This is a genomic window from Ensifer adhaerens, from assembly GCF_002007205.1.
GTDB classification, from domain to species: Bacteria; Pseudomonadota; Alphaproteobacteria; order Rhizobiales; family Rhizobiaceae; genus Ensifer; species Ensifer adhaerens_D.
In genome coordinates this window covers 794,692-808,778 of record NZ_LAZS01000012.1, presented here as the reverse complement: position 1 = coordinate 808,778, position 14,087 = coordinate 794,692, and the positions used below count along the sequence as shown (strand labels likewise).

The window sequence follows — 14,087 nt, the reverse complement described above, 5'->3', positions numbered from 1 at the left end:
ACGTATACCGCCACCCCATCGTGCAGGATACTATTGAAGCCGGATACCGAAGCAAGCCTTCAAACGTGCTTGGGCCAAACGCTCACATCTGCAGGCCGAGGAACTTGAACGGTTCGGCGGGCTTGAAGTCGCCGGTGGCATCGCCCGAATAGGTGTGATCCTGGTTGTCACCGAGGTCGAGCTTCATCACCTTGCCGGTCTCCTTGGCAAAGTCGATCTTCTTGAGGTCGACCCAGAAGGTGTTCGGCGTCAGCGCCGACTCGAAGAAATAGAGCTTGCGCTTGTGATCGACGACGGTGCGCCAGCGGGTCGAGGAGATGTTCGGTTCCTCCGGCGTATTGAGGCCGTAGGGAACCGAGACGTTGCGAATGACGCTGAAGACGCTGGCCAGCGCCCGGTCGGGGTTCTCGTCCTTGGGAATGGCGTTGACGTAGAACGAGGCCCGGGCAAAGCGGTCCGACGCGCGGTTGGTGCCGGGCAACATCACCGTGCCGCCGATCTGCTTCCAGTAGGCGTTGAGCGCCAGTTGCTGGTCGAAGACCGGTGAATTGGTCATCACCTGGTACTTGCGGTCGTGGTGGATGACCTGCTTGCCGCCGATGTATTCGACAATGGCGCTGTCGCCGGTCTTGTCCGAGATCGACAGATGCAGTGTCGTCAACCGGTTCTCGCCCGGCACGTTGTCGGTGACGATGGTGAAGGGTTCTTTTTCGAGCGCCGCGACCGCCTCTTCGACGGTTGCGAAACTGTCCAGCACATATTGCGCCCAGGCGGCGATCGTCAGGCCCGGCTTCGATTTGTCATCGAACTTGGGATACTCGGATTCGACCAGCCAGAGCAGATTGGCATTGAGACCCGCCTCGTTGACGCCGTCGGTGGTGGAGACGTCGTATCCGGTCGCGACCACGCTGCCGTATTTCGCCGTCCACTTGAACGAATTCGGCCCTGCCTGGCCGGTTCGCTCGATGCCGCGCGGCAAGACCCAGAGATTGGTCGCGACGTCGCTTTTCCAATCCATGGAGCGGGCGGTGATGACGCTGTCGTTCGGGCCGAGATAGACGAGCCGAGTGCAGGCTTCGGCAGTGGTGTGGCCAAGCATGAGAAGGGCGGCAAGTGCTGAAGTCATCGATCGGGCAGCGGACTTTCCGATGAACATCATACCAATCTCCTTTGCGGGTTAAGCGTGTCCGGAGCATCCAAGTCGTGTGTCCAGATGAAGGTGCGGCGGACTAGAACAGCATGGAAAAGCCGATGACCGGGCCATGCTGGTTCACGTCCCAGCGGAACTTGTTCGCTCCGGTGAAGTCGTCGTTTTCGTAGTCCTGGTAGAGCAGCCGGTAGCCGGCGCGCAAAATTGTCGGCTGGCCAAACATTTCGGTGCGGTAACCGAGATAGGCCTGGGCGTTGACGCTGAGCTTCGAGCCGACATCAAAGCCGCCGACGTCGGCCTCGGCGACGAGGTTCCAGCGTTCGCTGAGATCGGCATTGAGCCGCAGGCCGACGAAAGGGTCGGTCCAGTCGGCGCTCTTGCTCTTGTTGAAGCCGGCCACGGACACGTCCGCTTCGAGCTTCGTCCAGCGCAGGCCGATCGTCGGCTCGATCGAAAGCGTCCGGGGCTTGCCGAAGACCGTGTTGCCGCCGAGTTCCTGCTCATAGACCTGATAGAACGCGCCGACCGCCAGTGTCGTCATCTTGATGTCGAGGCCGATCTCATGGCTGGCCAGCTCTTCATCCTGGCTGGTACGGACGTACTGGCCGTCGAAATAGACGCCCCATTGGCCGTTGGTCAGCTCGATGTTTCCCATCAGCGCCAGGTCGAGATGGTCAAGCGTGTCTTTGAAGGGCACGTCGACATCGGTGTCGAAGCCGGCAAGCGATGCGTCCCCCTTGAGGCTCGCCGCCCAGACATAGGGGCTGACGATCACCGTCCAGTCGCTTTGCGGCGCCATGCGCGTCTGGTCGAAATCGGCGGCGTTCGACACCGTCGGACACAAAAGCGTCACGGAAAGCGCGACGGCAATGTGGGTCGCCATTTGTGCGGTTGCGGGTATGCGATGTGCATGCATGTCTGCCCCCTCAATCGTCCATCGGCAGCCTAGCCGTCGGGGCCGCAATTTCAAGTGGCAGTTTGATTGCTGTTGCCCCATGCGACGCTACGTTAAATTCCCGCTGATCATCAACAAAGATAAGTTCCATAATAAATCTTACGTGATCTTACATCGTCCACAGGACCGAAAGCGGTGCGGCGTGCAATTTTTCGCCGAATGGCGTCACGCGGTCGTGATCGTGCAAAACGATGCCGTGCAGGAAGCGGTCGCCTACCGCCTCCTGTAACTGACGAAGTCCTTTGAAGTCCTCAGCCTTGACCGTCGACGATGCCTTGACCTCGATGCCGACGACGCGACCGCGCCGGTCCTCGACAACAACATCGACCTCGGTCTGATCCTTTGTCCGATAGTGAGAGAACGAAAGTCGGCGTTCGGACCAAGATGCAAGCTTCATGAGTTCTGATGCGACGAAACTCTCAAGCAAAGGACCGAAACGCGCCCTGTTTTCACGGATGCTGTTGACATCGTCTTCGCGCAAGGCTGCGAGCAGGCCAGTGTCGAGAAAATGCAACTTTGGTGTTTTCACCAGACGACTAAGCCGGTTGTTGGACCATGGCGCGAGGGTTCGGACAAGGAAGAGTCGTTCAAGGATTGCGACATACTTTTGAGCGGTGACACTGGATAGTCCGAGGGCCGAGCCGAATCCGCTATGATTGACCAACTGTCCCGCATGCTCTGCAAGAACATTAAGGAGGCGCGGCAACCTGCCCAACTGATCGATATTGGCAATGTCGCGCACGTCTCTGTCAAGGATAAGCGCCACATAGTCTTCAAGCCACGCGGTGCGCCGGTTGGGCTGCGTCCTGCGTACGACCTCAGGGTACCCTCCACGTATAACCGTCTCCACAAGGTCGTCGCCGAGCACAAGTCCGTCCGCGATCACGGGCACCTCTCCCGCAAAAATGCGATCGAGAAAGCGGCCTGGGGTCGATCGTATTTCAGCCTGTGCAAACGGCAGCAACGAAATTAGGGCCATGCGGCCGGCAAGAGAGTCTGCCACCGCCGGCACGGTAGCGAGGTTTGCTGAACCTGTGAGCAGGAAGCGGCCCGGCTCATCGCTACGATCTACGCTTTCCTTTATCGCAAGCATTAACTCAGGCGCCCGCTGAACTTCATCAATTACCGCTCGGTCGAGGCCGCGAACGAAGCCTACGGGGTCGGATTTGGCGGCGCTGAGTGTGCCGGCGTCATCAAGGGTGTAATACGGCCGCTCTGTTCCAGAGAACTGTCGCGCAAGGGTGGTCTTTCCTGCCTGCCTTGGTCCGGCGACCAGAACGACGCGCGTGTCCGACAGCGCCGTCTCGACCATGGAGCGGGCCTTGCGTTGGATGAGTGTGCTCGGGCGATTTGTATCGGTCATGCGGCCAATGTTATCTCCATTGGCGTCCAATTTAAAGCGGGAGTCCGTCCAATTTAAAATGTAACTTGCTTTATCGCGAGGCCAGTCGCTCGAAGCAAAGAGTGTACACGGAACGCGACGGACGGGGGCAGTCGATCCCGCTTCCCCTCCGGGCCACTATGTTGAAGCTCCTGCGGCGGCCCTTTTTCCCTCCTTCGCGTGACGCGAATTCCCGCTTTCCCGCTGAAGCGGCGCTATGCTGAAAGCTCCGATACGCTTCATTGATAATTGACCGATCGGGCCGATCGGCTGAGGGGGCCGAGGGTCTTTGCCCCTTCTCTCCCCCAAACAGTCTTTCGCCCACCTTCCTTCGCTTCGCTTTCGTGCAGGCGGTTCCCCGCAAAGGCTGTTTTCCCCTCCGTCCCCACCGCTCGCGCGGCCCCGGGAAGCAGGACGCGGCCCTGCTTCGCGGTCCTAAGGAAAAGGAGAAATGACAATGAGCATCTATGCTAAAACCGCCCGCTTCGACACAGGTCGCGCACTCACCGAAGACGAGATGCGTGGCATCGCGCCCTCGATATTTGCCACTTCGGCGCACGAGAGCCGCTCCGAGCGCTTTAAGCCGATCCCCACAATTGAGATCCTGCGCGGCCTTATGAAAGAAGGCTTCATGCCGGTCGGAGCGCGCCAGTCTGTCAGCCGCACAGAGGGGAAGGCGAACTTTACCAAGCATCTCATCCGGCTTCGCCGTCTCGATGACGGCAACGTCTATCACGTCGGCGATACGGTCTGCGAAATCCTTCTCAAGAACGCGAACGACGGAACGAGTGCATACGAATTGCTCGCAGGGCTTTTCCGCGTGTGCTGCCTGAATTCGCTCGTTGCGCAAACGGGAACGATCGACGCGATCAAGGTCCGACACTCCGGTGATGTTCAAGGCAAGGTGATCGAAGGCACCTATCGTGTGCTTGGGGAGGCGGAACGCACGCTCGCGGCGCCGCAGGACTGGTCGGGCTTGAAAATGGGGCGCGAAGCAAGGGAAGTCTTGGCTGAGGCTGCGCACGTCGTCCGGTTTGGTGACGCCGAAGGCTTGGCAACGAGCCCGATAAAGCCAGAACAATTGCTGGCGCCTCGCCGCGTCGAGGATCGGGCAGAAGATCTTTGGACTGTGTGGAATGTCGTTCAGGAGAATAGCATCAAGGGCGGATTGCGCGGCTTAAAGCGTGACGAATTCGGCAGAGCGCGTCGATCGACGTCTCGACCGATCAACGGCATCGATCAGGACATCAAGCTCAACAAAGCTCTTTGGCTTATTGGCGAAAGGATGGCCGCATTGCTCCGCCGCTGATTTTCTCGCGGCCGATTGATCTCGCGGCCGATTGATCGCCTTGCGTCCGGTAATCCAACTGGACGCGAGGCCATCCTGTGTCTTGAGGGGCGCCCCAAAGCCCCGCCCCTCAAACTCCCCTGCCCACCCCTGATCGTCCTGGAGGCGGCCTGTGGCGAACGAAAACGTTCGACCGGCTGGCCGGACCGCAAGTGCAGAAGCTTCCGATTGGAGGGAGGCTTACGGCATCCATCAGGTAACGGAAGGACGCACACTAGGAAGCTGACTGACGACTTCGGTGGCGGCCGACGGACCCTCTGCCGGCATGGCTACTCGTGGTTCGTCAGATATGCTGAGATCCATACTTCCCCAGATCGACGTCTTTTGCGCCTTATTCTGCGGTTTTCTGGACTGTTTGATTTCGACGATGAACGGTCTTGTGTGCTGACGCATATCTCCTCCAGGCCACGAATCGCTGTCAAGACGATCTGGCGCGGCAATGCAGTCGCAACTGTGCCTTGATCGAGGATGGAGACAATCATGGTGAAAGTCGGCGCCGACGACATTCGCCGGTAGTGGAGAGCTGCCGAAGGTTCCGGACCAGTGATTGGGTTCGCTGCCAACGAGATGTTTCCTCCGTGCTTCGGCGCTCCCAGCGCGGGCTCGATGAGGCGTGTCTGACCGGAAAACGGCTGAAGCCTCTCTCGTTTGCCCGCAACGGCAGGCGCACTTTTCTTGCCCCTGGCAACTCAGCCGCCATTCCCACCAGCCAACAAAAGTGCTCCTTGCCGTCCTCCATTTCATTGCGGCCCAATGGGTGCGGTCCGATCGTCCCCGGTCCTTTCGACAGCCATCGAGGCCGCGAAGGGCGCGGCCCGAAACACCAGAAAGGAACTTCGACATGGCAACCATCGGCACTTTCACCTCGACCGAAAACGGCTTCAACGGCTCGATCCGCACCCTGGCCCTTAACGTCAAGGCCCGCATCGCCCGGATCGAATCTCCCTCCGACAAGGGCCCACACTTCCGCATCTACGCCGGCAACGTCGAGTTCGGGGCGGCCTGGCAGAAGAGCTCCGAGCAGACCGGTCGCGACTACCTCTCGGTCAAGCTCGATGATCCAAGCTTTCCCGCTCCGATCTACGCGACGCTTGCGGAAGTCGAAGGTGAGGATGGCTACCAGCTGATCTGGTCGCGGCCCAACAGGGATTAAGCCGAACGGGCCCCGCCTTCGGGCGGGGCCTCATTCCATACAGCAATTACAGGATAGTTGTGATTGCTGGACTTGTCTTAGCTAGATGGTCAGTTGCTGCTGGTCGATACCCACGTGCTCGCTTGAGCCGCGCGATATCCAGGAACAGCTTCACCGCGTCGCTCTCGTCGGTGAAGTGATGGGCCATGCGCTGCCCCGCCGAGCCGATACGACCCCACCGCCTCGTGAGACATGTTTGACCGAACAGGTCCAGCGAAATGTCCATGGCGTAATACCTGGCCATGTTCTGCGCCGGATCCTTGCGTTCGGCATATAGGTGGTAGGGCTGAGTGAGCATGGGATGAGAATCGCCGATGCTCAGAATCTCGTCCAACGAGAGTTTTGAATCGATCCCGGCTGATCGATTCATGTTCGTGATGGGTCGCCTGGAAGTTCAGGTGGGCTCCGACGTTGCATGAAACCCGTTCCCTCTGACGCAGCCTCGCATGTCGTTGCGTCTGAACCATATGGCGCGACCGCATCTAAGTGGCGCGTTTCCCGCGGTAAACACGATCTGTTCGTCAGCGCGCATGCGCAGCACTTCGTCCGGTTGGATGAGAGGCCGGGCAGCAAGTTGCTTTGAGCGGGTGCGTGACGACCCACGTGATTGGAAGCTGCGGCTGATCTGATCGACTTCGACGGTCGTCGTGCCGCAGCGCCTTGAAACATATTCGGCCGTCTCGGGATCGTTGATGGCGGCAAAGGAGACCCAGCTTGCGCTCTCGAACCATTTGCTGGTCGCGTCGCGGCCGCCGAAGGTCTCGCGCATCTGGCCGATCGACTGAAAGATCAACGTGAGCGATATCCCGTACTTGCGGCCGGTGTCTCGTGCCGTCTCAAGAATGCGTAGGTAGCCGAGGCGAGCAACTTCATCGAGGAGAAATAGAGCAAGGTCGTCGCCTGAGCGATGGCGATTGTAGATCGCGTTCACGAAGGATCCGATGATGACGCGAGCAAGGCCCGAATGCGTTTCCAGCGTCTTCAGATCGATGTTGATAAAGACATCAAGCGATCCGGCCAGGAGTTGCTCGGTCGAAAAACTCTTAGATGACACCAGACCCGCATAGTTCTCATAGGAGAGCCAATGGGTTTCCTTCACCGCGTTCGCGTAGACGCCCGAAAAGGTCTCCGGCGTCATGTTGACGAATGCAGCGACATTTTCCCTCACGAAGTCCGAACCCGAGCTCGCGTGAATGGCCTGCAGGCGTTCGCGCAGCTTCGGCTCAGGCTCGGCGAGATTTCGGCGAACTTGCCTAAGCGTCTGGTCTTCCTTGCGCGTATGACCGGAGAGGCAGACATCGGCAATGAGTGCGGTCAGCAGTTGCAGTCCGGACGCCCTGAAGAAATCGTCACGCACCCCGACCGCGCGACCGCTGTCGCTCATGATCCAGGAGGCAACCGCGGCAATGTCCTCCTCTTTGCTTCGGCCGTAGCGGCCGATCCAGTCCAGGGCATTGAAGCCTGCGTCGGGTTTCCTCGGATCGAGAATTCGAACGTCCCGGCCAGCGGCTTTTCGATGGTCGATCACCATCGGGGCCACTTCGTTGGAGGGGTCGAGTACGACGAGCGTACTTCCCCACTTGAGCGCCGTCGGTACCGTTACCGAAGTGGTCTTGAACCCGCCTGACCCCGCAAAGACGATCCCATGCGACGAGCCGAAAGAGCCGTCGAAGCATAGCAGCGGCGATCGGCCGGCAGCGCCCCAGGTCTCGCGCTTGTCTGCGCGAAACGGAATGGCTGCGACGCTGTCTTCATCGACACGGTAGTCCTCTCCGATCACGATGCCCGCCACCTCCGGAAAGAGCCTTTTCGCGCTGGAGAGCTTCATCCATTCGGCCTCGCCGTAGATGGCGCGCTTGCCGCGAACGCGCTTCGGCGTGGGTTTGGGGAAGGCGGCATTTCCGATCATTGCGACCCGCAATGCGAAGGCCGATGATAGAAGCGATGCTAAGGCCCCGACGAGCGCTGCCGGTTCGGGGTCCAGCGTGTGGAACTGCCAGGACTGAGCCCGGCTCGTGTCTGTAAAGCCATCCATGAGGACGACAGCCGCAGCGGTCATCCCTCCCCCGAGCACGCCCCATCCTGCAAAGCGGATGTTTGCGGATCCGGCTGCCGCCAACAGATAAATGACGCCGACGAGCGCCGCTGAAACAGAGGGGATCGCGATGCCCGCCTGGATCAACGCCAGCCGTCCGGCCTCCCGTCCTGCGAAAGACGACAGCCAGTCGCCGGCGCCCTGCGTTGCGACAAGAGCAAGGATCATCAAGGCAAGTGGCGAGGCCGCAAGCGCGATCCTACTCACGCCCATTTCGAAAGGCCTCCGTACCGATTTTCGTCAGCCGACTACGCTCGCCATCATCGAACTTCAGGCGCTCGCCAATATCGATCAAGGCGCCAAGGAGGAGCGCGCGCGTCTCGTAGCGCAAGCCCGCTTTGACAAAGAGACCGCCGAGTTCGATCTTCTCCCGGGTGTCCTTCCGCCGGGCGGCGATTGTGGTTGCGCGTGCCATCCTCTCAAACCCCTTCAGCGCCGCCCTGAGCAGCGCCAGGCGTGAGCGACGGGGCCTTGCTCCCTTGGACGGCCGCTCTGCCCCCTTCCCGAAACCGTGCCACGAGCGTTTCGAAGGCGGATTGCAGTTCGAGTTCATCGACCTCGATCTCCCCGAGACCGGCCTTCAGTGCGATACGGCCGATCCGTTCGGCTTCGCGGGTTTCGGCCTGCCTCAATTGTTCCTGAAGCTTGGCGATTTCTTCGCGGATCCTCGAAGAAGGCTTTTTCATTCCGATCGTCCTTTCGTGCGTTGTTGGAACGGCACGAAATTCGAGCAGATGGGCCTGTCCATCCAGGGACAAAAGTGTCCGTTGGCTTGGCCAACGCCTTTGACGATCATCCCGGCCGTTCCGAAGGAGCGGCATCAAAGGGCGCAATTATACGTCGCTGGCGCGACGTCTCGGTTTGCTTGCCCGGCGTCACCGCCCCTTCCAGGAACGTGTTGATCTCGTTTTCATCCGGGAGTGATATCGCCGTGGCCGTCCCGCATTTTTCCGTCAGCATCGTTGCCCGTGGCGCGGGTCGCAGTGCCGTCATGTCGGCTGCCTATCGCCACTGCGCGAAGATGGACTTCGAACGCGAAGCGCGTGTGGTCGATTATCGCGCCAAGCAGGGGCTGCTCCATGAAGAGTTCCTAGTGCCAGCAGATGCGCCGGCCTGGCTTTCCTCAATGATTGCCGATCGGTCCGTGTCCGGCGCGTCGGAAGCTTTCTGGAACAGGGTCGAAGAGTTTGAAAAACGCTCCGATGCCCAGCTTGCCAAGGATGTCACGATCGCCTTGCCGATCGAACTCACGCCCCAGCAGAACATCGCGCTTGTGCGCGAGTTCGTGGAGAGACACATCCTTTCAAAAGGCATGGTCGCCGATTGGGTTTATCATGACGCGCCCGGCAATCCGCATGTTCATCTGATGACGACGCTTCGTCCTCTCACGGCCGAAGGGTTCGGAGCGAAGAAGGTGCCATTGCTTGCACCCGACGGCCGGCCGTTGCGCAACGACATGGGCAAGATCGTTTACGAACTCTGGGCGGGCGGTCTCGACGATTTCAATGCTGTTCGAGACGGATGGTTCGCATGCCAGAACAGGCATCTGGCACTCGCCGGCCTCGACATTCGCGTCGATGGACATTCCTACGAGAGCCAGGGGATCTCGGTTGTGCCGACGATCCATCTGGGCGTTGGCGCCAAGGCGATTGAGCGAAAGTCTTCCGCATCGCAAGAGCCCGCTTCTCTGGAACGTCTTGAACTTCAGGAGGCTCTTCGTCAGGAAAACGCGCGCCGCATCGAGCATCGTCCTGACATCGTGCTGGAGATGATAACGCGCGAAAAAAGCGTCTTCGACGAACGGGACGTCGCGAAGATCCTTCATCGCTATATCGACGATGCGGATCTCTTCGGCTCGTTGATGTTGCGCGTGCTTCGAGACCCGAGCGCATTGCGCCTGACTGTAGAAGGTACCGACTTTGGAACGGGGATCTACACCCCTGCACGGTACACGACGCGGGAACTCATCCGGCTCGAAGCGGAGATGGTGAACCGCGCGCTCTCACTCGCGAGGCGAATGTCACACGGCATCCCCAGCGCTTTGTTGGAGACCATCTTTTCCCGAAATCGAGGTCTTTCGGATGAGCAACAGGCGGCTATTGAACATGTGACGTCAGGTGCCGCCCTTACCGCCGTCGTTGGTCGTGCAGGCGCTGGCAAGACAACGATGATGAAAGCCGCGCGGCAAGCCTGGCAGGTTGCGGGGTATCGCGTTCTCGGTGGCGCTCTCGCCGGCAAGGCGGCCGAGGGATTGGAGAAGGAGGCGGGGATCACCTCGCGCACGCTCTCGTCGTGGGAGCGTCGCTGGACGCAAGGCAATGACCATCTCGACGAAAAGACGGTGTTTGTCCTCGACGAGGCCGGCATGGTCTCGTCGAGGCAGATGGCATTCTTCGTCGAAGCCGTTGTAAGGGCCGGTGCGAAACTCGTTCTCGTCGGCGATCCCGAACAGCTTCAGCCGATCGAGGCGGGTGCGGCGTTCCGTGCGATCGTCGACCGCGCCGGCTATGCTGAACTTGAGACCATTTATCGCCAGCGTGCGCCCTGGATGCGTAGCGCTTCGCTTGATCTGGCGCGCGGCAAGATTGGCGAAGCGATCGACGCCTACGGCGCCAATGGCAGGATAGTGAGTGCGGAGCTCAAATCCGAGGCCGTCGAACGCCTCATCACCGATTGGGACCGGGAGTATGAGCCGACAAAGACGAGCTTGATCCTCACGCATCTGCGGAGGGATGTGCGCCTGCTCAATCGGCTAGCGCGCGGCAAGCTCGTCGAGCGTGGGGTTGTTGGTGAAGGGGATACGTTCCGCACAGCAGACGGAAACCGCAACTTTTCCGCCGGCGACCAGATCGTGTTCCTGAAGAACGATGCCATCCTGGGCGTCAAGAACGGCATGCTTGGGCGCGTGATGGAAGCGGGTCCCGGGCGCTTCATCGCAAGTGTCGGCGAAGGGGCAGATCAACGCGAGGTGACCGTTGAGCAACGCTTCTACAATAATGTCGACCACGGCTATGCGACGACCATCCATAAGTCGCAAGGTGCGACCGTCGATCAGGTGAAAGTGCTCGCGTCGCTGTCATTGGACCGCCATCTCACCTATGTCGCGATGACCCGCCACCGCGACGAACTTGTCGTCTATTACGGTCGCCGCTCCTTCGCTAAGTCGGGCGGCTTGATACCGATCCTGTCGCGTCGAAACGCCAAGGAAACGACGCTCGATTACGAGGCGCGACCGCTCTATCGCCAGGCGCTGCGATTTGCCGAAGCACGCGGACTACTCCTCATGAGCGTTGCCCGCACGGTTGTGCGCGACCGACTTCACTGGATCATCAGGCAGAAGCAAAACCTCGCAACGCTGGGCGCGCGATTGGCCGATCTGGCGTCTTCAATCGGGCTTGCACGCGGCAAGCTTGAGCACGCGGCCCCAGCAATCGGAGCTGTAAGACCCATGGTTTCCGCGATAACGGTTTTTGCCAGGTCTGTTGAGCAAGCTGTCGCTGACAGGCTCGGGGCCGATCTCAACCTGAACGGAATTTGGCAGGACATCTCGATGCGCTTCCAGCTCGTTTACGCCCAGCCGGAGGTCGCGTTTGCCGCAGTCAAGATCGATGCGATGCTGAACGATGCGTCGCTCGCCGCAACCGTCCTTCAAAAGCTTGCCGCCGAGCCACAGCATTTCGGCGCGCTCGGTGGCAGAACCGGGATGTTTGCGAGCCGGTCCGACAAGCATGATCGGGAAACGGCACTTCTCAATGTGCCGGCGCTCGCCCGAAATCTCGCGGATTACATGCGCGCACGCGCCGAAGTCGAACGGAGGTACTTGGCTGAAGAGAATGCTCTTCGTTCGAGGTTGGCGGTCGAGATCCCCACGCTTTCACCTGACGCCATACAAGCGCTCAAACAATTGCGCGAAGGGCTCGGGCGAGATGATCAGGCACGCCTTGAACCGTCACACTTCCACCCGTCAGTCAGAATGGAGCTCGAGCGATTTTCAGCGGCGGTCAGCCAAAGGTTCGGCGAGCGCATCTTCCTGCAGATTGCGGCGAAAGCCCCGGATGGCGAGGTCTTTACGGCCGTCACGGCGGGAATGACCCCTCAACAGAAGAAAGACGTGCGCCTGGCCTGGGACGCGATGCGGACGATCCAGCTGCTTTCCGCGCGCGATCGTGTCTCGACCGGCCTCAAGCTGACCGAAACGCAGCGTCAATCACAAGGCAAGGAACTCCGGCTCAAATGAAAAACGGACCCGCTCGTTCCAGAACAACGCGCCGATGGCGTCAACGGCTGCTCCTTCTGGTGTTGGTCGGATTGCTGCCATCGTTCGCGATTGTCTCTTGCGGATTGGCTTACGGCTATCGCCTCAACTGGACGCCGAGCCAATCGCTCGGTCTTTGGCGGATCCGTCCGGTGGCAGGCGCGGTCGCCACTGGTGATCTTGTCTTTGTCTGCCCGCCGGACACGCCCCGGTTTCGCGAGGCGCACATGCGCGGCTATTTGCGGGCCGGTCTTTGCCCCGGCGGATACGGCCCGCTCATAAAGACGGTGATCGCACTTGAAGGACAACGTGTCGGGGTCGGCCACAAACTTGAGATCGACGGACGCGTGATTGCTCACGCCGACGTTCGGAAAAGCGATGGTCGTGGTCGACCGCTTCCGTCTTTCAAGGGCGGGGTCGTTCCGATCGGCCACGTGTTCCTGCACTCCGATTTTCCAGCCTCCTGGGACTCCCGTTACTTCGGTCCGATTCCCGCAGAAGGAATTCTCGGCTTGGCCGATGCGGTGCTGACCTATGCGCCGTGATCTCGTGCTGACGGCCGTGCTGGCGGTCGCGGCCGTCCTTGCCGGATGGATCGGCTGGAGCGGAAATCTGATGCTGTTGCCGGCATCTTGCGCGTTTGCGCTGATTTGGTCGAAGGCGCCTAACCGGACGGCGGTTCTGGTCGTCTCGGCCGCATACTTTCTGACGGCTTCTCGCGGGTTGCCGCTCGGCGTTCAGCAGTTCTATTCCACCGACGTCTGGCCGGGTCTCATCTTCTGGCTCGCCGCCTCAGCGAGCTTCGTCCTGGTCCATCTCTTGGTCTGGAGCAAGCGCTCAGCCTGGAGACCGTTCGGCTTTCTTGTTGCGATGTTTCTCATGGCGGTTCCACCCCTAGGGATAACCGGATGGGCACATCCGCTCACCGCCTCGGGCGTTCTGTTTCCCGGCTGGCGATGGTGGGGATTGGTTGCCATGACAGCCGGCCTCATGGGCCTCGCAACCCGCATGGGACCGGCTGTCGCCGTTGCCTTGACAGGCTTTTGGCTCTGGTCCGCCGCTTCTTGGACCGACCCAAAGCTACCTGCGGCATGGCGCGGCGTCGATCTCCAAATGGGGTCTTCGCTTGGTCGAGACGCAACTCTAAAGAGGCAGCGTGACTTGATCGCAACGGTCCATGAGATCGCGAGCCAAGGCGCAGGTTTCATCGTCTTGCCCGAGAGTGCCCTGGGGTTCTGGACGCCGACGCTTGGCTCGTACTGGAAGGAGAACTTGCATGGGCGCGGGGTCACGGTCATTGCCGGCGCCGCGGTGCTCGATCCCAGCGGATACGACAACGTGCTCCTCATGATCGATGGCGACGGCAGTGACATTCTTTATCGGGAACGGATGCCAGTTCCGGTTTCGATGTGGCGTCCGTGGGGTCCTTTTTTCGGTGAACGCGGCGGGGCGCGTGCGCACTTCTTTGCCAACCCGGTGGTCGACGTGGGCAAGCGCCGAATTGCACCCCTGATCTGCTACGAGCAATTGTTGGTTTGGCCGGTTCTACAGTCGATGCTCGCAGGTGCGGACGTCATCGTTGCCGTTGGGAACGGCTGGTGGACCACCGGCAGTTCGATCGTCGATATCCAACGCGCCAACGTGGCAGCTTGGGCCAGTCTCTTTGGCATCCCGCTCGTGATTTCTTTCAACACATGATCGGGAGGCTCTC

Annotated in this window: 12 protein-coding genes; 5 read left to right on the top strand and 7 right to left on the bottom strand. The window is 60.2% G+C overall.

Annotated features, from left to right (window positions below; all coding sequences use genetic code 11):
* Nucleotides 1-82: 82 nt before the first annotated feature.
* From XB14_RS28575 to XB14_RS28565, 3 genes are all read right to left on the bottom strand, one after another.
* On the bottom strand, nucleotides 83-1,126 hold the full coding sequence (locus tag XB14_RS28575; protein ID WP_419178646.1) for a linear amide C-N hydrolase: 1,044 nt from the start codon (nucleotides 1,124-1,126) through the stop codon (nucleotides 83-85).
* Nucleotides 1,127-1,229: 103 nt separating this feature from the next.
* Nucleotides 1,230-2,066, bottom strand: coding sequence for a hypothetical protein (locus XB14_RS28570; RefSeq protein WP_234804165.1), 837 nt, complete (start codon nucleotides 2,064-2,066; stop codon nucleotides 1,230-1,232).
* 148 nt (nucleotides 2,067-2,214) lie between these two features.
* Nucleotides 2,215-3,468: an ATP-binding protein gene (locus XB14_RS28565; RefSeq protein WP_077967012.1), complete on the bottom strand. Its 1,254-nt coding sequence runs from the start codon at nucleotides 3,466-3,468 to the stop codon at nucleotides 2,215-2,217.
* Between the two features lie 475 nt (nucleotides 3,469-3,943).
* Here XB14_RS28565 and XB14_RS28560 point away from each other — a divergent pair, with 475 nt between their 5' ends.
* Entirely contained in the window at nucleotides 3,944-4,795 is an 852-nt protein-coding gene (locus XB14_RS28560; protein WP_077967011.1) for a DUF932 domain-containing protein, read from the top strand.
* Between the two features lie 880 nt (nucleotides 4,796-5,675).
* Nucleotides 5,676-5,987, top strand: a complete 312-nt coding sequence (locus tag XB14_RS28550; RefSeq protein WP_077967010.1) for a DUF736 domain-containing protein — start codon at nucleotides 5,676-5,678, stop codon at nucleotides 5,985-5,987.
* Between the two features lie 46 nt (nucleotides 5,988-6,033).
* Here the strand turns inward: XB14_RS28550 and XB14_RS28545 are convergent, their stop codons facing one another.
* The 4 genes from XB14_RS28545 to traC are packed head-to-tail and all read right to left on the bottom strand — an operon-like array spanning nucleotide 6,034 to nucleotide 8,807.
* Entirely contained in the window at nucleotides 6,034-6,396 is a 363-nt protein-coding gene (locus XB14_RS28545; RefSeq protein WP_143348583.1) for a WGR domain-containing protein, read from the bottom strand.
* 24 nt (nucleotides 6,397-6,420) lie between these two features.
* Nucleotides 6,421-8,334: a Ti-type conjugative transfer system protein TraG gene (gene traG / locus XB14_RS28540; protein ID WP_077967009.1), complete on the bottom strand. Its 1,914-nt coding sequence runs from the start codon at nucleotides 8,332-8,334 to the stop codon at nucleotides 6,421-6,423.
* A complete protein-coding gene (gene traD, locus XB14_RS28535) occupies nucleotides 8,321-8,536 on the bottom strand; it encodes a conjugal transfer protein TraD (RefSeq protein WP_077967008.1) in 216 nt (71 codons plus the stop codon). Before traD ends, traG begins: the two co-directional genes overlap by 14 nt.
* A 4-nt stretch (nucleotides 8,537-8,540) precedes the next feature.
* Nucleotides 8,541-8,807: a conjugal transfer protein TraC gene (gene traC / locus XB14_RS28530; protein WP_077966997.1), complete on the bottom strand. Its 267-nt coding sequence runs from the start codon at nucleotides 8,805-8,807 to the stop codon at nucleotides 8,541-8,543.
* 245 nt (nucleotides 8,808-9,052) lie between these two features.
* Between traC and traA the strand changes: the two genes are divergently transcribed.
* From traA to XB14_RS28515, 3 genes are read left to right on the top strand one after another with little or no spacing between them, the layout of a single operon-like run.
* Entirely contained in the window at nucleotides 9,053-12,358 is a 3,306-nt protein-coding gene (gene traA, locus XB14_RS28525; protein WP_077966991.1) for a Ti-type conjugative transfer relaxase TraA, read from the top strand.
* Complete coding sequence (gene traF / locus XB14_RS28520) at nucleotides 12,355-12,921, top strand: conjugative transfer signal peptidase TraF (protein ID WP_077966988.1); 567 nt, start codon at nucleotides 12,355-12,357, stop codon at nucleotides 12,919-12,921. Before traA ends, traF begins: the two co-directional genes overlap by 4 nt.
* Nucleotides 12,911-14,074 (top strand): conjugal transfer protein TraB, encoded by a 1,164-nt coding sequence (locus XB14_RS28515; RefSeq protein WP_077966986.1) that lies wholly within the window; start codon nucleotides 12,911-12,913, stop codon nucleotides 14,072-14,074. The genes traF and XB14_RS28515 overlap by 11 nt, the downstream gene beginning before the upstream one ends.
* Nucleotides 14,075-14,087: the final 13 nt, after the last annotated feature.

What these genes read in the sequence shown, in the direction of transcription:
- XB14_RS28515 (WP_077966986.1), top strand. Translation starts at nt 12,911, where the DNA reads ATGCGCCGTGATCTCGTGCTGACGGCCGTGCTGGCGGTCGCGGCCGTC.
- XB14_RS28565 (WP_077967012.1), bottom strand. Translation starts at nt 3,468, where the DNA reads ATGACCGATACAAATCGCCCGAGCACACTCATCCAACGCAAGGCCCGC.
- traD (WP_077967008.1), bottom strand. Translation starts at nt 8,536, where the DNA reads ATGGCACGCGCAACCACAATCGCCGCCCGGCGGAAGGACACCCGGGAG.
- traG (WP_077967009.1), bottom strand. Translation starts at nt 8,334, where the DNA reads ATGGGCGTGAGTAGGATCGCGCTTGCGGCCTCGCCACTTGCCTTGATG.
- XB14_RS28575 (WP_419178646.1), bottom strand. Translation starts at nt 1,126, where the DNA reads ATGACTTCAGCACTTGCCGCCCTTCTCATGCTTGGCCACACCACTGCC.
- traC (WP_077966997.1), bottom strand. Translation starts at nt 8,807, where the DNA reads ATGAAAAAGCCTTCTTCGAGGATCCGCGAAGAAATCGCCAAGCTTCAG.
- XB14_RS28550 (WP_077967010.1), top strand. Translation starts at nt 5,676, where the DNA reads ATGGCAACCATCGGCACTTTCACCTCGACCGAAAACGGCTTCAACGGC.
- XB14_RS28560 (WP_077967011.1), top strand. Translation starts at nt 3,944, where the DNA reads ATGAGCATCTATGCTAAAACCGCCCGCTTCGACACAGGTCGCGCACTC.
- XB14_RS28545 (WP_143348583.1), bottom strand. Translation starts at nt 6,396, where the DNA reads ATGAATCGATCAGCCGGGATCGATTCAAAACTCTCGTTGGACGAGATT.
- traF (WP_077966988.1), top strand. Translation starts at nt 12,355, where the DNA reads ATGAAAAACGGACCCGCTCGTTCCAGAACAACGCGCCGATGGCGTCAA.
- XB14_RS28570 (WP_234804165.1), bottom strand. Translation starts at nt 2,066, where the DNA reads ATGCATGCACATCGCATACCCGCAACCGCACAAATGGCGACCCACATT.